Source organism: Klebsiella sp. WP3-W18-ESBL-02 (assembly GCF_014168815.1).
In the GTDB taxonomy this organism is placed as follows: Bacteria; Pseudomonadota; Gammaproteobacteria; order Enterobacterales; family Enterobacteriaceae; genus Kluyvera; species Kluyvera ascorbata_B.
Genome location: NZ_AP021972.1, coordinates 2,456,328 through 2,478,886 on the forward strand (window position 1 = coordinate 2,456,328; position 22,559 = coordinate 2,478,886).

Sequence of the window (22,559 nt, forward strand, 5' to 3'; positions counted from 1 at the left end):
TGTGTCATATTTTGTATTGCGCATAATATCAGCGTTAAATACATTTTCTTGATATTCTCGCGTTTAAATTGAAATTATTCGCCCATACGGGGCGAAGACGCGTCTGACGTCAGCGCCTGCGGTGACATTTCAGCAGCGCTATGGGGCATTTGATGGCTGGGATGTTTTGACCACTACTGATGAGATTGTGCGTCGCTGTGTCGATAAACAGATAGCCAATCTGCGATCGCGGCGGGAATGACCACAAAAAGCGCCGCCAGGCAATCTGGCGGCGCGTTATCACAAATTACTTCTTCTTCTCGCCTAAGGTCGGCGTCTCGTCAAAGAAGTTCCACGGCTTCAGCAGCGCATGAGCCCACTCGGTTGGCATAATCGGCCACTCTTCGGCGCGCGCCACGTGGGTAGTGCCGGTGGTGATCCAGACCACGTCGTCCTGGTTGCTCAAGGATTCGTCATCTTTCGCATATTGCCCCAGCCCGGTGTCGTGTACGGAACGGTTCGGGTACTTGCCTTCCGGATAGCGTTCATCCTGATGATAGCGGGTCACCCACAGCTGCTTATCCATAAAGCTCAGGCGATGGTAAATCCACTCATCAGGGGCGAACTTGGCGCCGGTCGCTGCCGGGTGAGTGCCGCCCGCGTAAGGGATAATCTGATACGAAATCGGATTCCCCATCCGGTTCTCTTTGGTGGTGTTGCTCAGCAGACGAATGGTGCCCGGGTCGAATTTCTGCGCCGCTTTTTGCTCAGACTCGATGGTGTACTGATTCACCTGCATCGTGCTGGTACGCGGGCCGCCGCTGGTGTTCGGCTTCACTTCCGGGTCCATCGCCACCAGGCTGTTGTTTTCGCCGTCCACGTCGAGATCGAGGCGGAAGTTGTAAATATGCTGGTGAGTGGTGCCGACGATATTATGGTCGATCAGCGTCCCGTAACGGGTGTCATCTTTGGCACTTGGGTCGTGCATGGTTTTCGCCTTCACGCCTTTTACCGCTTCAATGCCGGTTGCGCCAGCATCGATGCCGATGGTGCCGTTTTCGTGGAATACCCAGTCGAAGATGTAGTCGTAGTTACCTACGGTACTGATCCAACGCACCACCAGCTCACGGCGTTCGGTGCTGACGTTCGGCTGACCCATCTCCTGGTGCTTATACTCTGGCCCGGCATAGCGTTCGAAAATCGCCACCGCACGAGGGATCGTCGTTGGCGTGCCGGTGTAATCAGCAATGGTTTCATCCAGCAGGACGGCGTTGTTTGGCGCGTCTTTGCCGCGAGCGATAGGCGAGGTCAGGGTGCCCATGCCGTAATCGCCGGAATCCAGGTAGGCTTTGAAGTACCAGCCAACGTCCGGGTCACCGTATGGGACAATCATCCCGCCGAGCGACCCTTCGTACATCACCTGGCGTTTTTTGCCGTTGTCGTTATAGGTCACGGTGGAGAGAATCGGGCCGACGCGGGAATTCAACCGCAGGTGGAAGTCCCAGTTCTGCCAGTGGACCATATCGCCGGTGATGGTGTAGTTTTTGCCTTCCGGCTCGATAATTTCCAGCGGTTTCACCGTTTTTGCCACCCTATCGCGGCCATCAAACGGGCGAGATTCCATCGGCACCGGGATCACCGGGCCTTCTTCAATCTTGATGATTTTCTTCTGCTCAAGGTCAACCACCGCCACCAGGTTTTCAATCGGGTGCGCCCAGTAGTTGCCGTCGCCGGTATCGAGATAGCTCACCACTTTCAGCAGTCGCGCGTCCTGCTTAAGGCCGTCTTTCCCGTCGAAATAACCGACGGTCAGCGGCGTGGTGATGACTTTGGTGGTGTCTTTAATACCGTGTTTTTTCAGTACGTCAGCAAACTCGGTGCTGGCGTTTATGATGTTCTGCACGCTGACGAAATCGTCAATCAGCACCATCCCGTGGGCATCTTTGATAGGCGTCCAGGAGAGGATCTTTTTATTTTGCAGATCGACCACCGCTTCAATCACGTGCTTACCGTCAAGCATCACCACATCGGCGGTGCGCGGTGCATTTACCGGCGTGCCTTTCAGGGCAAATTCCCATACGGCTTTTTTATCCGGTTCATGCAGAGAAATTTCGGTGAAGCGGGTATTTGGCTGGAATTCCGGCGCGGCTTTGACGATAGTGACCGCTTCGCCAATCTCAGCGGATGACAGCGAGTTCAGCGGGTGTGGGACTTTTTCGACCTGGAAGGTTTGATCGAGGCCAGACTGGAAAACGTCGTTAATAAAGGTCTCTGACACCCAGGCTTTGCCTTTTTTCATCACCACCGGTACCTGCAAGGTCAGCGTTTTCCCGTTGACGATGGCAGTTTTGGCGCCCGGTTTGACCTTCACGAACGCCCCGTCTTTAATCAGGGTATACATCTGCGCATAGTCGTCCCACTGCACGTCGGCGCCAAATTCCTGCAGCGTTTTGTCCATTGGCACCATGTGCGCTTCGCCGCCGTGGGCGAAAGCCGTGGCGGGCCCGACGCAACACAGGGCGATAGCCAGCGCGAGCGCTGTTTTTCGGTTAGATCGAATCAAAGCTTTAGACATTGTGACCTCATCTTATCGTTATGTTGTGCCGTGCCAGGCTTTTCAGTTCCAGTGTCTTAACCTAACAGCCGATGGTCATCCGGTGTTTGCCTGCGCTTGCCAGGTTATTTGTCAGTTTTGCCAGATACAAAAAATGCCTCCGCAGAGGCATAGGTGTTTGTGTTGCCGGATGGCTTTGTCGGCCTGATAAGCGAAGCGCCATCAGGCAATAGCGCCAACTTACGCCGGGAAATCCCCGTGCTGACGCGCAACCAGCGTCAGAATGGAATACAGCGCCACCGCCTGCTGGTGCTGGTTGAAAATTTCTACCGCCCATTCGACCACGCCGGTCGCTTTCTCTTCGGCGCTGCGCTGGCGTTTGACCGTTTTACGCTTGCAGGTCAGGCGTACCTGGATGGTATCGCCCGGTTTGGCCGGCTCGATAAAGCGCAGGTTTTCCATTCCGTAGTTGGCGATAACCGGGCCAACGCCCGCGTCTACAAACAGACCGGCAGCGGCGGAAATCAGGAAATAGCCGTGCACCACGCGTTCGCCGAAAATAGACTCGGCAGCGGCGATTTTGTCCATATGGGCGTAGAAGTGATCGCCGCTCAGACAGGCAAAATTGACGATATCCGCTTCGGTCAGCGTGCGGCGTGGAGTCAGCAGGCTATCGCCGGGTTGGATCTCTTCGAAATATTTGCGGAACGGGTGAATACGATCTTCCGTGACCTGCGCGCCGCGCACCCACTGCTGGCTAACGGCGGCCAGCATGGTTGGACTGCCCTGAATGGCGGTACGCTGCATGTAGTGCTTCACCGCGCGCAGGCCGCCAAGCTCTTCGCCGCCTCCCGCACGTCCCGGGCCGCCGTGGACCAGCTGTGGCAGCGGTGAGCCGTGGCCGGTGGACTCAGCGGAAGATTCTTCGTTCAGCACCTGAATACGCCCGTGGGCGCGGGCTGCACCGAGGATAAACTCTCGCGCCAGTTCGCTGCTCGCCGTCACCAACGTGCCGGCCAGGCTACCTTCACCGGCGCGCGCCAGCGTCAGGGCGTGTTCGCTGTTCTGATACGGCATCAGCGTTGCCACCGGGCCAAAGGCTTCAATCGCATGCACGGCGCTGATTTCATCCGGCTGCGGGCAGAACAGCAGCGTAGGGGGGAAGAACGCGCCAGCGGCGTGGAGATCCGCCTTACCGCCAAGCAGCACTTCACATCCGGCTTCCACCAGGCGATTCACGTTGTCCTGCACATCCTGACGTTGCTCTGCGTTGACCAGCGAGCCCATCTTCACGCCTTCCTGCGCCGGATCGCCGACCACCACCTTTTGCAGGCGGGCAATCAGCGCTTCACTGACGGCTTTCACCTGCGCCTGCGGCACGATAATGCGGCGAATGGCGGTACATTTCTGCCCGGCTTTGGTGGTCATTTCGCGCACCACTTCGCGAATAAACAGCGCAAACTCCGGCTGCTCCGGGGTGATATCGTCGCCCAGTACGCAGCAGTTCAGCGAATCCGCTTCCATGGTAAAGGGCACAGATTTCGCCACCAGATTCGGATGTACGCGCAATTGCTGCCCGGTATGCGCAGAGCCGGTAAAGGTCACTACGTCCTGGCTATCCAGATTATCCAGCAGATCGCCCGCGCCGCCGCAGATCAGGCTTATTGCGCCGTCCGGCACCAGCCCGCTGTCGACAATGGCTTTGACCATCGCCTGCGTCAGCTGCGCGGTGGCGGTCGCCGGTTTAACGATCGCGGGCATGCCGGCAAGCCAGGTCGGCGCCAGCTTTTCTAACATCCCCCAGCAGGGGAAGTTAAAGGCGTTGATATGTACCGCAACGCCGGATTTGGAGGTCAGCACGTGGCGCGCGGCAAAGCCGCCCTGTTTGGACAACGGAATCAGCTCATCTTCCGGCCACAGCACATCATCCGGCAGCTCACGCCCGCCGAGGCTGGCATAGGTGAAAAGCGTGCCGATGCCGCCTTCAATATCCACCCAGCTGTCGCCGCGCGTGGCGCCGGTTTCGGTGGATATGGCATAGAAGTCGGCCTTCAGTTCCATCAGATGCTTTGCTACCGCTTTTAGCATCGCGCTGCGTTCAATAAAGGTCATTGCCTGTAACGCTTTGCCGCCGTGTTCAATGGCAAAGCGGCGCGCCTGCGCCATATCCAGCCCTTCGCTCGTCACTTCCCAAAGCGGCTCGCCGGTAATGGCGTGATGGATGGTGCGGGTGCGGCCCCGGCCGGTCTGCCAGGCGCCGGATAAATAGCTGGCTAACTGCTGCATCGTAAATCTCCAGATATGTTACGTAATCTCGCTATAAATAGTTCTTTTATGAATCACAAAATGCAAGCGTGATTTTAATAATTTATTAACAATGCGATCGCAAACACTTTACCTTTATTGATTATGGTTCTGAATTTGCTGAATAAACTAAAAGGCTTTGCGGTGCGCATCACAAAATCCACAAACAAAATTTGTGGTTTTATTTAACTAGAGTGTAACTTTTACAAAACAACATGATTCACAAAAAATGAATTGTTTGATTTATCGGAATCATAAAGGTGATGACGTGACAGAAGAACAACGCTTTGACCAGCGCATCGCGCAGGACACCGCCATCGAGGCGCAGGACTGGATGCCGGATGCGTACCGCAAGACGCTGATCCGCCAGATTGGTCAGCATGCGCACTCGGAAATTGTTGGCATGCTGCCGGAAGGTAACTGGATCACCCGTGCGCCAACGCTGCGCCGCAAGGCGATTCTGCTGGCGAAAGTGCAGGATGAGGCTGGCCATGGTTTGTACCTCTACAGTGCTGCTGAAACCCTCGGCTGCGCCCGCGAAGACCTGTATCAGAAAATGCTCGATGGGCAGATGAAGTACTCCTCCATCTTTAACTACCCCACGCTCAGCTGGGCGGATATTGGCGTGATCGGCTGGCTGGTCGACGGCGCAGCCATCGTCAACCAGGTGGCGCTGTGCCGTACCTCTTACGGTCCGTATGCCCGGGCGATGGTCAAAATCTGCAAAGAAGAGAGCTTCCACCAGCGTCAGGGCTTTGAAGCCTGTATGGCGCTGGCGGCGGGCAGCGAAGAACAGCGCCAGATGCTCCAGGATGCGATCAATCGTTTCTGGTGGCCCGCGCTGATGATGTTCGGGCCGAGCGACGACAACTCGCCGAACAGCGCCCGCAGTATGGCGTGGAAAATCAAACTGCATTCCAACGACGAACTGCGCCAGCGCTTTGTGGATAACACCGTTCCGCAGGTTGAGATCCTCGGCATGACCGTACCGGATGCCGATCTGCGCTACGACGAAGAAACCGGTCACTACCGTTTCGGCGAGATTGACTGGCAGGAATTGAATGAGGTCATCAGCGGCCGTGGTATTTGCAACCACGAACGTCTGGGCGCCAAGCGCAAGGCCTGGGAAGAGGGGGCATGGGTGCGCGAAGCTGCGCTGGCGCATGCCCAAAAACAACAGGCCCGCGATGCGGCGTAAGGAGAGAACCATGAGCAAAACATACTGGCCGTTATACGAAGTGTTTGTCCGCAGCAAGCAGGGTCTGTCGCATCGTCACGTGGGCAGCCTGCATGCCGCCGATGACCAGATGGCGCTGGAGAACGCCCGCGATGCGTATACCCGCCGCAGCGAAGGCTGCTCTATTTGGGTCGTGAAGGCGAGTGAAATTGTTGCCTCGCAGCCGGAGGATCGCGGTGAATTCTTCGACCCGGCAGAAAGCAAAGTCTACCGCCACCCGACGTTCTACACCGTGCCGGACGGCATGGAACATATGTGAGGCAACGATGACGACTCTCAATCCCGTTGCAACCTATGCCCTGCGTCTGGGCGATAACGGCCTGATCCTGGCACAGCGTTTAGGCGCATGGTGCGGCCACGCACCGGAGCTGGAAATCGACCTGGCGCTGGCCAATATCGGTCTCGATCTGTTGGGACAGGCGCGCAATTTTCTCAGCTACGCCGCCGAACTGAACGGTAACGGCGACGAAGACACGCTGGCCTTCGGCCGCGATGAACGCCAGTTCAGCAATCTGCTGCTGGTTGAACAGCCGAACGGCAACTTTGCCGACACCATTGCCCGCCAGTTCTTTATCGACGTCTGGCACGTGGCGCTGTTCAGCCGTCTGGTCTATAGCCGCGACGCGCAGCTCGCCGCCATTGCGGCCAAAGGATTGAAAGAGGTGCGTTATCACCAGCGCTTCAGCCGCGGCTGGCTGGAACGTCTGGGTAACGGCACCGCGCTCTCGACGCAGCGTATGCAGCAGGCGGTCGATAACCTGTGGCGCTATACCGGTGAACTGTTCGTTGCCGATGCGCTGGAAATTGACCTGAGCGAGCAGGGGATCGCCGTCGATCCGCGCACGCTCCAGGCGGAATGGCAGGCAACGGTCCACACCGCGCTGCTTGATTCCGGCCTGCAAATTCCCCAGGAGGCGGCGTTCCGCAGCGGCGGTAAGCAGGGGCTGCACAGTGAGCATCTCGGTCCGATGCTGGCAGAGATGCAGTATTTACAGCGTTCGTACCCTGGACAGCAGTGGTAACAGGAGGTGGCTATGCAACGTCTTGCCGATATCGCGCCCGCCGAAGTGCGCACCGTGTGGGGACTGTTAAGCGCGATCCCCGACCCGGAAGTGCCGGTGCTGACCATTACCGATTTGGGGATGGTACGCCGGGTTGAACGCCTCGGCGACGGCTGGGTGATTGGCTTTACGCCAACCTACTCGGGCTGCCCGGCTACCGAGCACCTGTTGGGTGAGATTCGTACGGTGATGACCACGCATGGCTACACGCCGGTACATATTGTGCTACAGCTCGATCCGCCATGGACCACCGACTGGATGAGCCCGGATGCCCGCGAACGCCTGCGCCAGTACGGTATCAGCCCGCCGCAGGCCCATGCCTGCCACGCCGGCGAGATGCTGAAAGACGTGGCTTGCCCGCGCTGCGGCAGCACCCACAGCTCGCTGATTAGTGAATTCGGTTCCACGGCCTGTAAAGCGCTGTATCGCTGCGACAGCTGCCGTGAACCCTTTGATTACTTTAAATGTATTTGAGGCTGCGATGACAACATTTCATTCTCTTACCGTGGCAAACGTTGAGCCGGAAACCCGTGATGCGGTGACCATCACTTTTGCTATTCCTGAGGCGCTGCGCAACGATTACGCCTTCCGCCCGGGCCAGCATCTGACGCTGAAAGCCCGCCTGGGCGGGAAAGAGTTACGCCGCTGCTACTCCATTTGCCGCAGCCGCTCGCCGTCAGAAATCAGCGTGGCGGTCAAAGCCATCGACGGCGGCCGTTTCTCCCGCTATGCCCAGAGCGATATTCAGCAGGGTATGGAATTTGAGGTGATGGTGCCGCAGGGGCACTTTGGCTACCAGCCGCAGGCCGAGCGTGAAGCGGAATATCTGGCGATTGCCGCCGGGTCCGGCATTACGCCGATGATGGCGATTATCGAAGCCACGCTGACGACCGAAGCGGACAGCCGGTTTACGCTTATCTACGGTAACCGCAGCAGCCACAGCATGATGTTCCGCCAGGCGCTGGCTGACCTGAAAGATCGCTACCCGCAGCGTTTGCAGGTGGTGCATCTGTTCAGCCAGGAGTCGATGGACAGCGACCTGCTGCAAGGGCGCATTGACGGCGACAAGCTGCGTGCGCTGGGTAAAACCCTGCTCGATTTTAGCCGTTTTGACGACGCGTTTATCTGCGGCCCGTCGGCGATGATGGACGAAGCCGAAGTGGCCCTGCACGAGCTGGGTATGGCGGAGAAATCTATTCACCTTGAGCGTTTCAACACGCCTGGCACCAGCGTTAAGCGGGCCACCGGCGTACAGGCAGAAGGCCGCACGGTGACCATTCGCCAGGACGGTCGCGACCGCCTGATTGCACTCTCCGCCGAAGATGACAGCATTCTTGACGCCGCGCTGCGTCAGGGCGCAGACCTGCCGTTTGCCTGTAAAGGCGGCGTGTGCGCCACCTGTAAATGCAAAGTGGTGCAGGGCGAAGTGGCAATGGCCGCTAACTATAGTCTGGAAGCCGATGAAGTGGCGGCGGGCTATGTGCTGAGCTGCCAGGCGCTGCCCAAAAGCGCGGATGTGGTGGTCGACTTTGACGCACGGGGGATGGCATGAGCGAACTGCTGATTACCCGTCATGACCGCGTGCTGCAGCTGACGCTGAACCGTCCGCAGGCGCGTAATGCGTTAAACAACGCGCTGCTATTGCTGCTTGCCGAAGCGCTGGAAAGCGCGGCGGCCGATCCGACGGTGAGTGTGTGCGTGATTAGCGGCAACCCGCGCTATTTCGCGGCCGGTGCCGATCTCAACGAAATGGCGGAAAAAGACCTGCCCGCCACCTTCGACGATATTCGTCCCCGTTTGTGGGCGCGCATCGACGCCTTCAACAAGCCGCTGATTGCGGTGGTGAACGGCTATGCGCTGGGCGCGGGCTGCGAGCTGGCGCTGCTGTGTGACCTGGTGATTGCCGGCGATAACGCCCGCTTTGGCCTGCCGGAAATTACCCTCGGTACCATGCCCGGCGCGGGTGGTACCCAGCGTCTGATTCGCAGCGTCGGTAAAGCACTGGCCAGCCGGATGGTCCTGAGCGGCGAAAGCATTGATGCCGTTCGCGCACAGCAGGCCGGGTTGGTCAGCGATATTCATCCGGCGGACCTCTCCGATGAATACGCGTTGAAGCTGGCTGCAAACATCGCTCGCCACTCGCCGCTGGCGCTGCGGGCGGCGAAACAGTCGCTGCGTCTGGCGCATGAGGTGGGCTTACAGGCCGGTCTTGTGCAGGAACGTCAGTTATTTACGCTGCTCAGCGGTACCGAAGATCGTCGTGAAGGCGTGAGCGCCTTTTTAGAAAAACGTACCCCGGAATTTAAAGGACGCTAATCGTGGACGCATTCATTCTCAGCGAAGTGGAACAGGGTGTAATGACCCTCACCCTAAACCGCCCAGACCGACTCAACAGCTTTAATGACGTGATGCACCAGCAGCTCGCCAACTGCCTGAAACAGGCCGAGCGCGACGACACCATTCGCTGCCTGCTGATTACCGGTGCCGGGCGCGGTTTTTGCGCCGGACAGGATCTGAACGACCGTAACGTTGACCCGAGTGGCCCTGCGCCGGATCTGGGCATGTCGGTGGAGCGTTTTTATAACCCGCTGGTGCGTCGTTTAGCCGCGTTGCCAAAACCGGTTATCTGCGCCGTTAACGGCGTGGCCGCCGGGGCGGGTGCAACGTTAGCGCTGGGCTGCGATATCGTGCTGGCCGCGCGTTCGGCGAAGTTTGTGATGGCCTTCAGCAAGCTTGGCCTGGTGCCGGACTGCGGCGGTAGCTGGCTGCTGCCCCGTGTGACCACTCGCGCTCGCGCCGTAGGTTTACTGATGCTGGGCGATAACCTCAGCGCCGAACAGGCCGCGCAGTGGGGAATGATCTGGCAGGTGGTGGATGACGCTGAACTGAAAGACACCGCGTTAGCCATGGCGCGTCATTTTGCTACCCAGCCGACCTATGGGCTGGGGTTAATTAAGAAAGCGCTTCAGCTTTCTGAAACCAATACGCTGGAAAGCCAGCTCGATCTGGAGCGGGATTATCAGCGCATGGCCGGTCGCAGCGACGACTATCGCGAAGGCGTCAGCGCCTTCCTCGCCAAACGTCAGCCACAGTTCAGCGGGAAATAAGCCATGAACCAGACTCTTCACACCGTCGCCGTGATTGGCGGTGGCACCATGGGGGCCGGGATCGTCGAAGTGGCGGCCAGTGCCGGACACGCGGTGCGGCTGTATGACATTTCGCCTGAGGCGATTACCCGCGCTATCGACGGCATTGCCGAGCGCCTCAACGCCCGCGTCAGCCGGGGGAAAATCAGCGCTGAGCTGGCGCAGTCCCTGCTCGCGCGGATTACACCGGCGACGGAATTACACCAGCTTGCCGACGCGCAGCTGGTGATTGAAGCCGCTTCGGAACGCCTGGAGATTAAACAGGCGCTGTTCAGCCAACTGGCGGAGATTTGTTCACCGTCAACGCTGCTGACCAGTAATACCTCGTCGATTTCCATTACCGCCATTGCGGCGGGCATCAAACATCCCGAACGCGTGGCGGGGCTGCACTTCTTTAACCCGGCACCGGTCATGAAACTGGTGGAAGTGGTGAGCGGCCTTGCCACCTCCACGGAAGTGGTCGAGCAGCTTTGCCAGTGCGTCAGCGCCTGGAGTAAGCAGCCGGTGCGCTGCCGCTCCACGCCGGGCTTTATTGTCAACCGCGTGGCGCGCCCGTATTACGCCGAAGCCTGGCGGGCGCTGGAGGAACAGGTCGCCGCGCCGGAAGTGATTGACGCGGCGCTGCGCGACGGCGGCGGTTTCCCGATGGGGCCGCTGGCGCTGACCGATCTGATTGGTCAGGACGTCAACTTTGCCGTCACCTGTTCGGTATTTAACGCCTTCTGGCAGGACCGCCGTTTTCTGCCGTCGCTGCTTCAGCAGGAGCTGGCGCTGGCCGGGCGTCTGGGCAAGAAGAGCGGCCACGGCGTCTATCGCTGGCCTGTTGAAGTATCGCCTGATCTGGCTGTTGCAGCGGTAGTGCCTGAAAATGCAGCAAAAAACATTCAGTGTGACGTTGTCACTGAACTGGATGATGTTCTGCTCCTTGAAACCACCGGTGAAACCGCGCTGGCCTTAAGCGTGCAGCATCAGCGTCCGGTGGTGGTTTATGACCATGCGGCGGGCAACACGATCGTACTGGCGAGCGCGCAAACCAACCCACAGTCGGCAACCGACAAAGCGGTGTACTACTTCCAGCAGCAGGGCAAAAAGGTTCTGCACATTGCTGATTATCCCGGCCTGCTGGTATGGCGTACGGTAGCGATGCTGGCGAACGAAGCGCTGGATGCGGTGCAAAAAGGCGTCGCCAGCGCGGATGATATCGATACCGCTATGCGTCTGGGGGTGAACTACCCACGCGGCCCGATTGCCTGGGGTGAATCGCTTGGCTGGGGGCGCGTGCTGCGCCTGCTGGAAAACCTACAACAGCACTACGGCGAAGAACGCTACCGCCCAAGTGCGCGACTGCGCCGGATGGCGCTGCTGGAGATGCGTCATGAGTAACCAGGCCTGGCGCAACGCCCGCGCCATGTACGAGAAAGATACCTGCGCCCGCGCGCTGGGCATCGAGATTATCGAAATGGATGAAGGCTATGCGCAGATGACGATGGCGGTGCTGCCATCGATGCTCAACGGCCACCAGACCTGTCACGGTGGGCAGCTGTTTTCGCTCGCGGACACCGCCTTTGCCTACGCCTGTAACAGCCAGGGGCTGGCGGCGGTGGCGTCGGCGGCGAGCATCGATTTCCTGCGCCCGGCCTTCACTGGCGATCTGCTGACCGCCACCGCGCGGGTGAAACAGCAGGGCAAGCTGACCGGCGTTTACGACATTGAGATTGTTAATCAACAGCAAAAAACCGTTGCCCTGTTTCGCGGAAAATCGCACCGCATCGGCGGCACAATCACAGGAGAAGCCTAATGCGTGACGCCTTTATTTGTGACGGAATTCGTACCCCGATTGGCCGCTACGGCGGCGCGCTGGCGGGGGTTCGCGCTGACGATCTGGCGGCGATCCCGCTGCGTGAATTGCTCCGTCGCAACCCGCGCCTGGATGCCAGCGCCATCGACGATGTGATTTTCGGCTGCGCCAACCAGGCCGGTGAAGACAACCGTAACGTGGCGCATATGGCAACGTTGCTGGCGGGTTATCCGCACAGCGTGGCGGGCACCACCATCAACCGTCTGTGCGGTTCCGGGCTGGACGCCATCGGCTTTGCCGCACGAGCCATTAAGGCGGGCGATGCGGATCTGTTGATTGCCGGCGGCGTCGAGTCGATGTCCCGCGCGCCGTTCGTCATGGGCAAGGCCACCGCGCCGTTCCAGCGTCAGGCGGAAATGTTCGATACCACCATCGGCTGGCGTTTTGTGAACCCGCTCATGCAGCAACAATTTGGTACTGACAGCATGCCGGAAACGGCGGAGAATGTAGCCGAATTGTTAAATATAAGCCGTGAAGATCAGGACGCCTTCGCCTACCGCAGCCAGCAGCGCACGTCAAAAGCGCAGCGTGACGGCATTCTGGCGCAGGAAATCGTACCGGTACAGATTATCGGTAAGAAGGGCGCGGTCAGCGCGGTGCGCGACGATGAGCACCCGCGTGCGGAAACCACAATGGAACAGCTTGCTCAGTTGAAAACCCCGTTCCGCAAGGGCGGCGTGGTGACGGCAGGCAACGCCTCGGGCGTGAACGACGGCGCGGCGGCGATGATTATCGCCAGTGAACAGCAGGTAAAAGAACAGGGACTGACGCCGCGGGCGCGCATCGTGGCGATGGCGACGGCGGGCGTTGAGCCGAAGTACATGGGGCTGGGGCCGGTTCCGGCGGTGCGTAAAGTGCTGGAGCGTGCCGGGCTGAATATTAACGATATGGACGTGATTGAGCTGAACGAAGCCTTTGCCGCCCAGGCGCTGGGCGTGATGCGGCAGCTGGGGCTGGCGGATGATGCGCCGCACGTGAATCCAAACGGTGGCGCCATCGCTTTAGGCCACCCGCTGGGGATGAGCGGCGTGCGTCTGGCGCTGGCGGCAACGCTGGAGCTGGAACGACGCAATGGACGTTATGCGCTGTGTACGATGTGTATTGGCGTGGGCCAGGGCATTGCCCTGATCCTCGAGCGTGTGTGAGCGAATTGACCTGCGAGTACCCTACAAAATGACAACGATAACAACATTAGATCCGATTGAAACCGCATCGCGTGACGAATTAGTCGCTCTGCAGACCGAGCGCCTGAAGTGGACGCTCAAACACGCCTATGAAAACGTGCCGATGTACCGCCGCAAATTTGATGCGGCGGGGGTTCACCCGGATGATTTCCGTGAGCTGAGCGACCTGAGCAAATTCCCGTGCACCACCAAGCAGGACCTGCGCGATAACTATCCGTTCGATACCTTCGCGGTACCGATGGAACAGATTGTGCGTATTCATGCGTCATCCGGTACGACGGGTAAACCGACCGTCGTTGGCTACACGCAGAACGATATCGATACCTGGGCGAACATCGTCGCCCGTTCGCTGCGCGCCGCTGGCGGCTCGGCAAAGGATAAAATTCATGTGGCCTACGGCTACGGCCTGTTCACCGGCGGCCTGGGCGCGCACTACGGTGCCGAGCGTTTAGGGGCGACGGTGATCCCGATGTCCGGCGGCCAGACCGAGAAACAGGCGCAGCTGATCCGCGATTTCAAACCTGACATGATCATGGTGACGCCATCTTACTGCCTGAACCTGATTGAAGAGCTGGAACGCCAGATGGGCGGCGACGCGCGCGGCTGTTCGCTGCGTACCGGCGTCTTCGGCGCCGAGCCGTGGACCACCGGCATGAAGGCGGAAATTGAACGCCGTCTGGGCATTACCGCGCTGGATATCTATGGCCTGTCCGAAGTGATGGGGCCGGGCGTAGCGATGGAGTGTCTTGAAACCGCCGACGGCCCAACCATCTGGGAAGACCATTTCTTCCCGGAAGTGGTCAACCCGGACGACGGTACGCCGCTGGCTGACGGCGAGCACGGCGAACTGCTGTTCACCACGCTCACCAAAGAAGCGCTGCCGGTCATTCGTTACCGCACCCGCGACCTGACGCGTCTGCTGCCGGGCACCGCCCGCACCATGCGCCGGATGGATCGCATCAGCGGCCGTAGCGATGACATGCTGATTATTCGCGGCGTGAACGTTTTCCCGTCGCAGGTGGAAGAAGAGATCCTCAAGATTGAACATCTGGCGCCGCACTACCAGCTGGAAGTCGATCGCCGTGGGCATCTTGATTCACTTTCGATTCGCGTTGAGCTGAAAGAGAGTAGCCTCGTACTGAGCCACGAGCAGCGCTGCCAGATTTGCCACCACTTGCGTCATCGCATTAAGTCGATGGTCGGCATTTCAACGGACGTGAGCATCGTTAACTGCGGCAGCATTCCACGCTCCGAAGGCAAGGCCTGCCGCGTATTTGACCTGCGTAAAGCCGCTGCCAACGGCTAACTCTCGTAGGCCTGATAAGCGTAGCGCCATCAGGCACAATGGCGCAACGCTGCCGGATGGCGGCGTTGCCTTATCCGGTCTACAAACGCCTGGCGTTTCGCTGCTTTATTCCTGTGCTATGATTCAAAAAGGACAAAAATAACAACAGTATGAATCATATGGAAAAACTCGATAGCTTTATTCAACAGGCGGTGACCGCGATGCCCATCAGCGGCACCTCGCTGATTGCGTCGCTATACGGAGACTGCCTATCCCAGCGCGGCGGGGAAGTCTGGCTGGGCAGCGTCGCTGCGCTGCTGGAAGGGCTGGGATTCGGTGAACGCTTCGTGCGTACCGCGCTGTTTCGCCTCAACAAAGAAGAGTGGCTGGACGTGGTGCGTATCGGCCGCCGCAGCTTCTACCGCCTCAGCGACAAAGGATTGCGCTTAACCCGCCGTGCCGAGAGCAAAATTTACCGCGCCAGCGCGCCGGAATGGGACGGCACCTGGCTGCTCCTGCTTTCCGAAGGGCTGGAAAAACAGACCCTCGCCGAAGTGAAAAAACAGCTTATCTGGCAGGGGTTTGGCGTCCTTGCGCCCAGCCTGCTAGCCTCACCGTCGCAAAAACTCGCCGACGTGCAGTCGTTGCTGCATGAAGCCGGCGTGGCGGAAAACGTGATCTTCTTTGAGGCGCACTCACCGCTGGCGCTTTCCCGCGCTGCGCTGCGTGAGCGCGTGGAAGAGTGCTGGCATCTGACTGAACAGAACGCCATGTATGAGGCTTTTATCACGCTGTTTCGCCCGCTGCTGGCGCTACTGCGCGACGCCGAACCGGCGGAGCTGACACCGGAACGCTGCTTCCAGATCCGCCTGCTGCTGATTCACTTCTACCGTCGGGTGGTGCTGAAAGATCCGCTGCTGCCGGAAGAGCTGCTGCCTGCGCACTGGCTGGGGCAGACGGCGCGTCAGCTGTGCATCAACATTTATCAACGCGTTGCCCCAGGCGCGCAGGCTTTTGTCAGTGAAAAAGGCGAAAGTTCGGTGGGCGAACTGCCCGCGCCGGGGCCGCTTTATTATCAGCGCTTTGGCGGTTTGTCCGAGGCGTAACAGGAGACCCGATGCCGATTTACCAGATAGACGGAATGATCCCCGTCGTGCCCGCAGAAAGCTATGTTCACCCCACCGCCGTGCTGATTGGTGACGTGATCCTTGGCAAAGGGGTTTACGTGGGGCCGAACGCCAGCCTGCGCGGCGATTTTGGGCGTATCGTCGTCAAAGATGGTGCGAACATTCAGGATAACTGCGTCATGCACGGTTTCCCCGGGCAGGACACGGTGGTGGAAGAAGACGGGCACATCGGCCACGGCGCCATTCTGCACGGCTGCGTGATTGGCCGTAACGCGCTGGTTGGCATGAGTGCGGTGATTATTGACGGCGCGACCATCGGTGAAAACAGTATCGTTGGCGCGTGTGCTTTCGTGAAGGCGCGGGCGGAAATGCCAGCTAACCACCTGATTATCGGCAGCCCGGCGAAGGCGATTCGCGCCTTAACCGAGCAGGAGCTCGAGTGGAAAAAGCAGGGCACCCGCGAGTATCAGGTGCTGGTCGACCGCTGTCAGAAGACGCTGGTTGCCGTCGAACCGTTAACCGAAGAAGAGCCGGACCGTAAGCGTCTGGCGTTTGACGAAAACCTGCAGCCTAAATCTGCTGTTTAGCGCAAGAGGAATGTAGGCCTGATAAGGCTTCGCCTTATCAGGCCTACAAAATCGTCGCTACGGGTAGCGTAGCGCATCGACCAGCAGTGCAAAGGCGGCGGTGTGCTGACGGCGGCTGGGGTAGTAGAGATAGTAGCCGGCAAACGGCGCACACCAGTCTTCAAGCACCGACTGCAAACGTCCGGCGGCCACGGCATCGGCGATGGTGTCTTCCGGCACATAGGCTAACCCCAGGCCCGCTTCAGCGGCTTCCAGACGCTGCGGCAGACAGTTAAGAATCAGCTGGCCCTCAACCCGGACGCGCAGCGGTTCGCCATCCTTTTCGAATTCCCATGCGTACAACCCGCCGCGGGTAGGCAGGCGCATATTAATACAGCGGTGATGCTGTAAATCATGCGGCGTTTGCGGCACGCCGCAGCGTGCCAGATAGTCCGGTGAGCCAACGACGGCCATGCGCATATCCGGGCCGATTCGCACGGCTATCATATCGCGCGCCACCTGTTCACCCAGCCGGATACCGGCGTCGTAGCGCGCATCAACAATATCGGTCAGACCGTTGTCGACGGTCACTTCAATATTGATTTCCGGGTATTGCTGCATAAATGGCTTGATTCGCGGCCAGATCAGCGTATTCATCGAATGTTCGCCCACCGTCAGGCGAATATTTCCCGCCGGACGATCGCGGGTGTCACGCAGCGCGGAAATCTCCTGCTCAATTTCCAGCAGATGTGGGCTAAGACGCTGATACAGTTTTTCGCCCGCCTCGGTTGGTGCCACGTTGCGGGTGGTGCGGGTCAGCAGACGTACGTCGAGACGGCTTTCCAGATTGCGCATCGCGTGGCTCAGCGCCGACTGCGACACGCCAAGCTGCGCCGCCGCACGGGTAAAGCTGCGCTCGCGCGCCACGACCATAAACGAAATGAGGTCGTTGATGTTGTCTTTAAGCATGGGATGTGGCCATTAATGAATCTGGTTCATAGCTCCAGAGGGTTTTTTTTAGTTTAATGTTCGTCGCGCGATATGCAACCCGGGAACGTGAGTGAGAGGCCAATGAAAATCAATGTGGTAGGCACTAGCGGCGTGGGGAAATCGACGCTGGCAAAGCGTCTGGCGACGCTGTTTTCCGTGCCCTATATCGAAATGGATACGCTTTACTGGCGACCAGACTGGCAGGGCGTAACCGATGAGGAACTCTTTGCCGCGCTGACGCAGGCAACCGCTGCACCGGCCTGGGTGCTGGACGGTAATTACAATCGCAGTCGCCCGGTAAAATGGCGCGACGTGGATCTGGTGGTGTGGGTCGATTACAGCTTCTGGCGCACCTTCCGCCAGGCTGTCGGGCGTGCCGCAAGCCGGGCGTGGCGACAACAGGAATTGTGGCCGGGCACCGGTAACCGGGAGAGCTTCCGGCGTTCCTTCTTCAGCCGTGACTCCATCATCCTCTGGACGCTGAAAACCTGGCGGCCAAACCGCGCGCGCTATCTGCGGGATATGGCCGACCCCGCGTGGCAGCATATCCGCTTTGTGCGGCTGCGTAATCAGCGTGAAACCGAAGCGTTTATCAGGCAATTGATGGCCGAAAAGGCGCGGCAATCTGTCGCTTAAGCGCACGAAAAGGCAGTGGTTTACGCCAGGCTATGGTAGCTTTATGGCTCTAACCATAAGGAGCCCTGCAGATGCCACACGTTGATATCAAATGTTTTCCCCGCGACCTGAACGACGAGCAAAAAACCGCGCTGGCAGCGGACATCACCGAAGTATTAATTCGCCATCTGAATAGCAAAGAGGGCGCCGTTAGCGTTGCCCTGAATCAGGTGCAGCAGAGCGACTGGCAGCAGGTGTGGGATACCGAGATTGCCCCACATATGGATGAGCTGATTAAAAAACCCGGCTACAGCATGTAAGACTCCGCAGCCCGGCCAAGCGAAGCGCCGCCGGGAATGGCACCGAACCCTCCCCGGCGGCGCTTGCTGAGTTACTCTGACGGTGTATTGGCGCGGACTTGTTTTCCGCTTGCTACGAACGTTCCTGCGCCAAGATGATGCAGCGTATTGCGCTTATCGTCGTCGAAATGCCAGCGTCCGGCGACAAACGCCTGTTCATCCGCCGCGGCGGAAACCACTTCGCCAAACAGCGTATCGTACTGCCCGGCGGCGGCCGTGGCGGGCAGCAGTCGGCACTCCATCCACGCCAGACATTTCTCTTCAATTACCGGCAGCCCCAGCACCGGGCCTTTTACCACCGGAATACCGTAGGCGTTGAATTTATCCTCTTCGCGTCCGCTGACGCTGCCAACGGCATACGTCCAACTGGCGGCGGCGACGCCTGGCACCACGATGCCGAACGTGCCGTTGCGCTCAATAATTTCCCGCGACCAGGCGCTCTTATCGACCACGATAGCGATCCGCGGCGGCTCGAACTCCACCGGCATTGACCAGGCCGCGGCCATCACGTTGCGTCGTTTTGACTCGACGTCAAAGCTGGTAATGAGGATGGTCGGGCCGTGATTGAGCAGGCGGCTGGCGTGGTGAAGTTCAACGGGGCGAAAACGGCTCATAAGGATTTCCTGAATAATGGGATGCGGTTAACCACACACTAAATCGCAATAAAAGCGTAATCAATACGTCATATCACCTGCCTATAGTCGCCAGCACTAAGTCCCAAAGAGGATAACAATATGTTGGCTCCCCTGATCTTCATGCAGGTGAGCGCGGCCCGTCGGATTTCGACCACGGGTGAAGCATCGCTTTCCCATCGGGGAGGGCGAAAATGCGCGCGCTAACTGGCATTCGGCTCGATGGCGTTTCTTTCGCTTTCGGTGCCACCACCGTTCTTAATCACATCAACCTGCAGATCGATGCGGGCAGCATCGTGGCATTGCTTGGGCCTTCCGGCTGCGGCAAAAGCACGTTACTGCGCCTGCTGGCAGGGCTCACCGTTCCCGCTGAAGGTGAAATTCATTTTGGCGACCGTCTGATTGCCAGACCCGGCTGGGGGCTGCCGCCCGAACAGCGCGATATTGGCATGGTTTTCCAGGACTATGCGCTGTGGCCGCATATGACTGCCGCTGAAAACGTCGCTTTTTCACTGCGAATGCGCGGCGTGGCCCGCGATGAGCGGACGCGCCGTGTTAATGACGCGCTGGCGATGGTCGGGCTTTCCGGTTTTGGCGAACGTAAGCCTTCCGGGCTCTCCGGCGGGCAGCAGCAGCGCGTGGCGCTGGCAAGGGCGATCGTCGCCGAACCACGGGTACTGCTGTTTGATGAACCGCTTTCCAACCTCGATAGCGAACTGCGTGAATCGTTATGTCTGGAGATGAGCCGACTGCTGCGCCAGCTCGGCATCACCGCCGTGTACGTCACCCACGACCGCCGCGAGGCCGAACTGCTGGCCGACCGAATTGTGCACCTTTCTGCGGGCAGCATTGCTGCTGTTCGCACTGTTGCTTCTACCTCAGGGGAATTGGTATGAAATCCGTTAAAAAAGGCGTTGCGCTCGCGATGATGTTATCTGCTTCGATGATTTCCAGCGCCCATGCGCTGACCGTATACACCGCAGGCCCAGGTTCACTGGCAAAAAATCTGGCCAGCGGCTATGAAAAGAAAACCGGTGTGAAGGTGAATATTTTCCAGGCCACCACCGGCAAGGTGATGGCCCGTCTGGAAGCCGAGCAGGCTAACCCGCAGGCGGATGTGCTGATTTCCGCCTCGTGGGACACCGCTGAAGACTTGCACGGCCGCGGCTGGTTGCTGCCATATCAGAGCGGGAATGCCGATAAGGTTCCGGCGGCGTTGAAATCTACCGACTATGTGGCGCAGGGTATTTCGGCGCTGGGGATTGTCTGGAACACCAAAAGCGGTACTCCGGAGCCGAAAGAGTGGCGCGATCTGACCGAAGCGGCGTTTAAAGACAACGTCACCACGCCGGACCCGGCGCTCTCCGGTGCCTCGCTCGATTTGCTGATCGGGTTACAAAACGGTATGGGCGAGAAAGCCTGGGCGCTGTTTGATGAACTGAGAAAGAACGGCATGGTGGTGAGCGGGCCGAACGCGCAGGCGGTGACGCCGGTGATGCAGGGGGCGAAAGCGGCGGTATTTGGCGCGGTGGACTATGTCTCCTACGGTAATATCGCCCAGGGCGAATCGCTGAAGGTGATTTTCCCGGCAAGCGGTACGGTGATTGCGCCGCGCCCGATGATGATCCTCAAATCCACACAACATGCGGATGAGGCGAAAGCCTTTGTCGACTACGTGCTGTCGCCGGAAGGTCAGGCAATGGTGGCCGAAGCGTGGCTGATGCCGGCTCGCAGCGATGTGTCGGCGAAACGCCCGTTGCTGAACGACCTGAAAGTACTGCCAGCCGCCAGCGATGGTAGCAGCGAGCGCAGCGCCGTTCTGGCTCGGTTTAATACGTTGTTCGGGCAGTAAATTTCCATCGCCCGGCCGAGCGAAGCGACGCCGGGATTTAGCATTGTCTACAGCCCCGGCGGCGCTTCGCCTGGCCGGGCTACAATCTGGAACCTCGGGTGAAACAAAAATCCCTCTCTCTCGTCACCCTCATCGCTTTGGTGGTGCTGGTGGCATTGCCGCTCTTTTTTATCCTGTTACAGGCTATTTTCCCGCAGTTCAGCGCCGGTTCGCTGCATCAGCCGTTTAGTGGGATTACGGCTTTACTGAGCGATCCGCAAGTGATGCCGATGCTCGGCGGAACCTTATGGATTGCCTGCGGCGTGGCGTTGATGAGCGTGATTGTCGGCCTGCCGCTCGGCGTGCTGCGCGGGCTGTTTAACCTGCCGCTGCCGAAACTGTGGGATCTGCTGTTCTTAATTCCGTTCCTCACGCCACCGTATATCGCTGCGCTGTCATGGATGCTGGTGCTCCAGCATAACGGTTACCTGCAGCAGTTGACCGGTTGGGATCTGAACGATCTGCTGTTTAGCCGCACCGGGATCGTGCTGGTGATGACCCTGAATATCTTCCCGGTGGTCTATTTTGCCGTCTCCCGCAGCCTGCTGGCGAGCGGGCTGCGGCTGGCAATTGTTGCACGGGTTCACGGGGCGAGCGCCTGGCGGGCATTCTGGCACGTCACGCTGCCGATGCTTTCCCCGGCGCTGGCGGCGGGGATGCTGCTGGCCTTTACTCTGGCGATTGAAGAGTACGGTGTGCCCGCGGCGCTGGGCTCGCGGGCGGGCGTGGTGATGCTCACCGTGGGCATTGAGAAAAAGCTCGCGGACTGGCCTATCGATCTCACCGGTGCGTCGCTGCTGTCGGTGCTGCTGATTACCGTGGCGCTGCTCGCCTGGTGGTTACAAAAACGGCTGACGGGAACGACGGAGGTCACCAGCGTCACCGGAAAACCCGGGGAGAACAGCGGGGCGTCGCTCGGTGTGATGACGCTACCTGCGTTGCTGGTGATGGGCGGCGTTGGTGGCCTGGCGGTTCTGCTTCCCGGCGCGTCGATGGTCGCAACCAGCCTGATGGGGACGCTTTCCGGCGGATTGAACATGGGCAACTTTACGTTGAAGCACTTTAGCGCGCTGTTCGCTCAGCAGGGCGATGCGCTGTCGGCGCTGGGCACTAGTTTATCGCTGGCGCTGGCGTCGGCGCTGATTGTCGGCCTGCTCGGGCTGGTGGCGGCCTGGCTGGTGCTGGTACAAAAAATCAAAGGCAGCGCACTGATTGATGCGCTGTCGCTGATGCCAGCGGCGTTGCCGGGAGTGGTGGTGGGCGTTGGGCTGATTCTACTGTGGAATCAGCCGTTCTGGCCGGTCTCACCTTACAACACGTGGTTTATGCTGCTGCTCTCTTATTGCTGTCTGTTACTGCCGTGGCCGGTACGCTATGTCGGCAGCGCGCTGCGTCAGTTGGGGAATAATCTGGAGCCCGCGGCGCGGGTGCACGGCGCATCGCCGTGGCTGGCGCTACGGTTGATTGTCCTGCCGCTGGTGTTTCCGGCGCTGCTGGCGGCGATGCTGATGGTGTTTGCCGTTGCTTCCCGTGAACTGGTGACCTCGCTGCTGCTGGCACCGGCGGGGACGCAGACCGTAGCGGTGTTTATCTGGCGGCAGTTCGAGCAGGGTTCGGTCGGCCAGGGGATGGCGATGGCGAGCCTGACGCTGTTCGTCGGGCTGGGGTTAATGCTGACCGCGCTGGGGTTAATGCAGCGAAGTACACGGTAGGTTAACCGATCGCACAAATCGGTCAGTGGAGCGGGCAAAATAGGTTATAAAGAACGGAC

At 59.2% G+C, this 22,559-nt stretch carries 22 protein-coding genes; 18 read left to right on the plus strand and 4 right to left on the minus strand.

What is annotated here, in order from left to right:
• Positions 1 to 286 precede the first annotated feature (286 nt).
• Both tynA and paaZ read right to left on the minus strand, forming a co-directional pair.
• Positions 287 to 2,554 carry a primary-amine oxidase gene (gene tynA, locus H7R56_RS11635; protein WP_106926948.1) on the minus strand — a complete coding sequence of 756 codons (2,268 nt, stop codon included), beginning with the start codon at positions 2,552 to 2,554 and terminating at the stop codon, positions 287 to 289.
• 219 nt (positions 2,555 to 2,773) lie between these two features.
• Positions 2,774 to 4,819, minus strand: a complete 2,046-nt coding sequence (paaZ, locus tag H7R56_RS11640; protein ID WP_106926950.1) for a phenylacetic acid degradation bifunctional protein PaaZ — start codon at positions 4,817 to 4,819, stop codon at positions 2,774 to 2,776.
• Between the two features lie 286 nt (positions 4,820 to 5,105).
• Between paaZ and paaA the strand changes: the two genes are divergently transcribed.
• From paaA to paaY, 13 genes are all read left to right on the plus strand, one after another.
• Positions 5,106 to 6,035, plus strand: coding sequence for a 1,2-phenylacetyl-CoA epoxidase subunit PaaA (gene paaA, locus H7R56_RS11645; RefSeq protein WP_236645166.1), 930 nt, complete (start codon positions 5,106 to 5,108; stop codon positions 6,033 to 6,035).
• Between the two features lie 10 nt (positions 6,036 to 6,045).
• The gene (gene paaB, locus H7R56_RS11650; RefSeq protein ID WP_003030843.1) at positions 6,046 to 6,333 is read left to right on the plus strand and encodes a 1,2-phenylacetyl-CoA epoxidase subunit PaaB; all 288 of its coding nucleotides are present in this window, start codon (positions 6,046 to 6,048) and stop codon (positions 6,331 to 6,333) included.
• 7 nt (positions 6,334 to 6,340) lie between these two features.
• Positions 6,341 to 7,096 carry a 1,2-phenylacetyl-CoA epoxidase subunit PaaC gene (gene paaC / locus H7R56_RS11655; protein ID WP_049016306.1) on the plus strand — a complete coding sequence of 252 codons (756 nt, stop codon included), beginning with the start codon at positions 6,341 to 6,343 and terminating at the stop codon, positions 7,094 to 7,096.
• Positions 7,097 to 7,108: 12 nt separating this feature from the next.
• Positions 7,109 to 7,609 (plus strand): 1,2-phenylacetyl-CoA epoxidase subunit PaaD, encoded by a 501-nt coding sequence (gene paaD / locus H7R56_RS11660; RefSeq protein WP_106926952.1) that lies wholly within the window; start codon positions 7,109 to 7,111, stop codon positions 7,607 to 7,609.
• 7 nt (positions 7,610 to 7,616) lie between these two features.
• Positions 7,617 to 8,687 (plus strand): 1,2-phenylacetyl-CoA epoxidase subunit PaaE, encoded by a 1,071-nt coding sequence (paaE, locus tag H7R56_RS11665; RefSeq protein ID WP_182928664.1) that lies wholly within the window; start codon positions 7,617 to 7,619, stop codon positions 8,685 to 8,687.
• Positions 8,684 to 9,451, plus strand: a complete 768-nt coding sequence (paaF, locus tag H7R56_RS11670; protein WP_106926956.1) for a 2,3-dehydroadipyl-CoA hydratase PaaF — start codon at positions 8,684 to 8,686, stop codon at positions 9,449 to 9,451. Before paaE ends, paaF begins: the two co-directional genes overlap by 4 nt.
• 2 nt (positions 9,452 to 9,453) lie before the next feature.
• Positions 9,454 to 10,242, plus strand: a complete 789-nt coding sequence (gene paaG / locus H7R56_RS11675; protein ID WP_106926958.1) for a 2-(1,2-epoxy-1,2-dihydrophenyl)acetyl-CoA isomerase PaaG — start codon at positions 9,454 to 9,456, stop codon at positions 10,240 to 10,242.
• 3 nt (positions 10,243 to 10,245) lie between these two features.
• Positions 10,246 to 11,664: a 3-hydroxyacyl-CoA dehydrogenase gene (locus tag H7R56_RS11680; protein WP_106926960.1), complete on the plus strand. Its 1,419-nt coding sequence runs from the start codon at positions 10,246 to 10,248 to the stop codon at positions 11,662 to 11,664.
• Positions 11,657 to 12,079 (plus strand): hydroxyphenylacetyl-CoA thioesterase PaaI, encoded by a 423-nt coding sequence (gene paaI / locus H7R56_RS11685; protein WP_071696746.1) that lies wholly within the window; start codon positions 11,657 to 11,659, stop codon positions 12,077 to 12,079. Before H7R56_RS11680 ends, paaI begins: the two co-directional genes overlap by 8 nt.
• Entirely contained in the window at positions 12,079 to 13,284 is a 1,206-nt protein-coding gene (pcaF, locus tag H7R56_RS11690; protein ID WP_071696747.1) for a 3-oxoadipyl-CoA thiolase, read from the plus strand. The genes paaI and pcaF overlap by 1 nt, the downstream gene beginning before the upstream one ends.
• A gap of 28 nt (positions 13,285 to 13,312) precedes the next feature.
• Positions 13,313 to 14,629 (plus strand): phenylacetate--CoA ligase PaaK, encoded by a 1,317-nt coding sequence (paaK, locus tag H7R56_RS11695; RefSeq protein ID WP_106926962.1) that lies wholly within the window; start codon positions 13,313 to 13,315, stop codon positions 14,627 to 14,629.
• A 158-nt stretch (positions 14,630 to 14,787) separates the two neighbouring features.
• Positions 14,788 to 15,714, plus strand: coding sequence for a phenylacetic acid degradation operon negative regulatory protein PaaX (gene paaX / locus H7R56_RS11700; RefSeq protein ID WP_181357996.1), 927 nt, complete (start codon positions 14,788 to 14,790; stop codon positions 15,712 to 15,714).
• Positions 15,715 to 15,725: 11 nt separating this feature from the next.
• Complete coding sequence (gene paaY / locus H7R56_RS11705; RefSeq protein ID WP_106926966.1) at positions 15,726 to 16,322, plus strand: phenylacetic acid degradation protein PaaY; 597 nt, start codon at positions 15,726 to 15,728, stop codon at positions 16,320 to 16,322.
• Between the two features lie 57 nt (positions 16,323 to 16,379).
• Here the strand turns inward: paaY and H7R56_RS11710 are convergent, their stop codons facing one another.
• A complete protein-coding gene (locus tag H7R56_RS11710; RefSeq protein ID WP_106926968.1) occupies positions 16,380 to 17,270 on the minus strand; it encodes a LysR family transcriptional regulator in 891 nt (296 codons plus the stop codon).
• A gap of 102 nt (positions 17,271 to 17,372) precedes the next feature.
• Here H7R56_RS11710 and H7R56_RS11715 point away from each other — a divergent pair, with 102 nt between their 5' ends.
• Both H7R56_RS11715 and pptA read left to right on the plus strand, forming a co-directional pair.
• Entirely contained in the window at positions 17,373 to 17,927 is a 555-nt protein-coding gene (locus H7R56_RS11715; protein ID WP_106926970.1) for an AAA family ATPase, read from the plus strand.
• Between the two features lie 71 nt (positions 17,928 to 17,998).
• A complete protein-coding gene (gene pptA, locus H7R56_RS11720) occupies positions 17,999 to 18,226 on the plus strand; it encodes a tautomerase PptA (protein WP_035897392.1) in 228 nt (75 codons plus the stop codon).
• Positions 18,227 to 18,297: 71 nt separating this feature from the next.
• Here the strand turns inward: pptA and H7R56_RS11725 are convergent, their stop codons facing one another.
• The gene (locus H7R56_RS11725) at positions 18,298 to 18,879 is read right to left on the minus strand and encodes a flavin reductase family protein (protein ID WP_106926971.1); all 582 of its coding nucleotides are present in this window, start codon (positions 18,877 to 18,879) and stop codon (positions 18,298 to 18,300) included.
• A gap of 212 nt (positions 18,880 to 19,091) precedes the next feature.
• Here H7R56_RS11725 and H7R56_RS11730 point away from each other — a divergent pair, with 212 nt between their 5' ends.
• From H7R56_RS11730 to H7R56_RS11740, 3 genes are all read left to right on the plus strand, one after another.
• Positions 19,092 to 19,793: an ABC transporter ATP-binding protein gene (locus H7R56_RS11730; protein WP_106926973.1), complete on the plus strand. Its 702-nt coding sequence runs from the start codon at positions 19,092 to 19,094 to the stop codon at positions 19,791 to 19,793.
• Positions 19,790 to 20,749 (plus strand): ABC transporter substrate-binding protein, encoded by a 960-nt coding sequence (locus tag H7R56_RS11735; protein ID WP_106926975.1) that lies wholly within the window; start codon positions 19,790 to 19,792, stop codon positions 20,747 to 20,749. The genes H7R56_RS11730 and H7R56_RS11735 overlap by 4 nt, the downstream gene beginning before the upstream one ends.
• Positions 20,750 to 20,847: 98 nt before the next feature.
• Positions 20,848 to 22,500, plus strand: coding sequence for an ABC transporter permease (locus tag H7R56_RS11740; RefSeq protein ID WP_106926977.1), 1,653 nt, complete (start codon positions 20,848 to 20,850; stop codon positions 22,498 to 22,500).
• Positions 22,501 to 22,559: the final 59 nt, after the last annotated feature.

What these genes read in the sequence shown, in the direction of transcription:
- tynA (WP_106926948.1), bottom strand. Translation starts at nt 2,554, where the DNA reads ATGTCTAAAGCTTTGATTCGATCTAACCGAAAAACAGCGCTCGCGCTG.
- paaZ (WP_106926950.1), bottom strand. Translation starts at nt 4,819, where the DNA reads ATGCAGCAGTTAGCCAGCTATTTATCCGGCGCCTGGCAGACCGGCCGG.
- paaB (WP_003030843.1), top strand. Translation starts at nt 6,046, where the DNA reads ATGAGCAAAACATACTGGCCGTTATACGAAGTGTTTGTCCGCAGCAAG.
- paaC (WP_049016306.1), top strand. Translation starts at nt 6,341, where the DNA reads ATGACGACTCTCAATCCCGTTGCAACCTATGCCCTGCGTCTGGGCGAT.
- paaD (WP_106926952.1), top strand. Translation starts at nt 7,109, where the DNA reads ATGCAACGTCTTGCCGATATCGCGCCCGCCGAAGTGCGCACCGTGTGG.
- paaE (WP_182928664.1), top strand. Translation starts at nt 7,617, where the DNA reads ATGACAACATTTCATTCTCTTACCGTGGCAAACGTTGAGCCGGAAACC.
- paaF (WP_106926956.1), top strand. Translation starts at nt 8,684, where the DNA reads ATGAGCGAACTGCTGATTACCCGTCATGACCGCGTGCTGCAGCTGACG.
- H7R56_RS11680 (WP_106926960.1), top strand. Translation starts at nt 10,246, where the DNA reads ATGAACCAGACTCTTCACACCGTCGCCGTGATTGGCGGTGGCACCATG.
- paaI (WP_071696746.1), top strand. Translation starts at nt 11,657, where the DNA reads ATGAGTAACCAGGCCTGGCGCAACGCCCGCGCCATGTACGAGAAAGAT.
- pcaF (WP_071696747.1), top strand. Translation starts at nt 12,079, where the DNA reads ATGCGTGACGCCTTTATTTGTGACGGAATTCGTACCCCGATTGGCCGC.
- paaK (WP_106926962.1), top strand. Translation starts at nt 13,313, where the DNA reads ATGACAACGATAACAACATTAGATCCGATTGAAACCGCATCGCGTGAC.
- paaX (WP_181357996.1), top strand. Translation starts at nt 14,788, where the DNA reads ATGGAAAAACTCGATAGCTTTATTCAACAGGCGGTGACCGCGATGCCC.
- paaY (WP_106926966.1), top strand. Translation starts at nt 15,726, where the DNA reads ATGCCGATTTACCAGATAGACGGAATGATCCCCGTCGTGCCCGCAGAA.
- H7R56_RS11710 (WP_106926968.1), bottom strand. Translation starts at nt 17,270, where the DNA reads ATGCTTAAAGACAACATCAACGACCTCATTTCGTTTATGGTCGTGGCG.
- H7R56_RS11715 (WP_106926970.1), top strand. Translation starts at nt 17,373, where the DNA reads ATGAAAATCAATGTGGTAGGCACTAGCGGCGTGGGGAAATCGACGCTG.
- pptA (WP_035897392.1), top strand. Translation starts at nt 17,999, where the DNA reads ATGCCACACGTTGATATCAAATGTTTTCCCCGCGACCTGAACGACGAG.
- H7R56_RS11725 (WP_106926971.1), bottom strand. Translation starts at nt 18,879, where the DNA reads ATGAGCCGTTTTCGCCCCGTTGAACTTCACCACGCCAGCCGCCTGCTC.
- H7R56_RS11730 (WP_106926973.1), top strand. Translation starts at nt 19,092, where the DNA reads ATGCGCGCGCTAACTGGCATTCGGCTCGATGGCGTTTCTTTCGCTTTC.
- H7R56_RS11735 (WP_106926975.1), top strand. Translation starts at nt 19,790, where the DNA reads ATGAAATCCGTTAAAAAAGGCGTTGCGCTCGCGATGATGTTATCTGCT.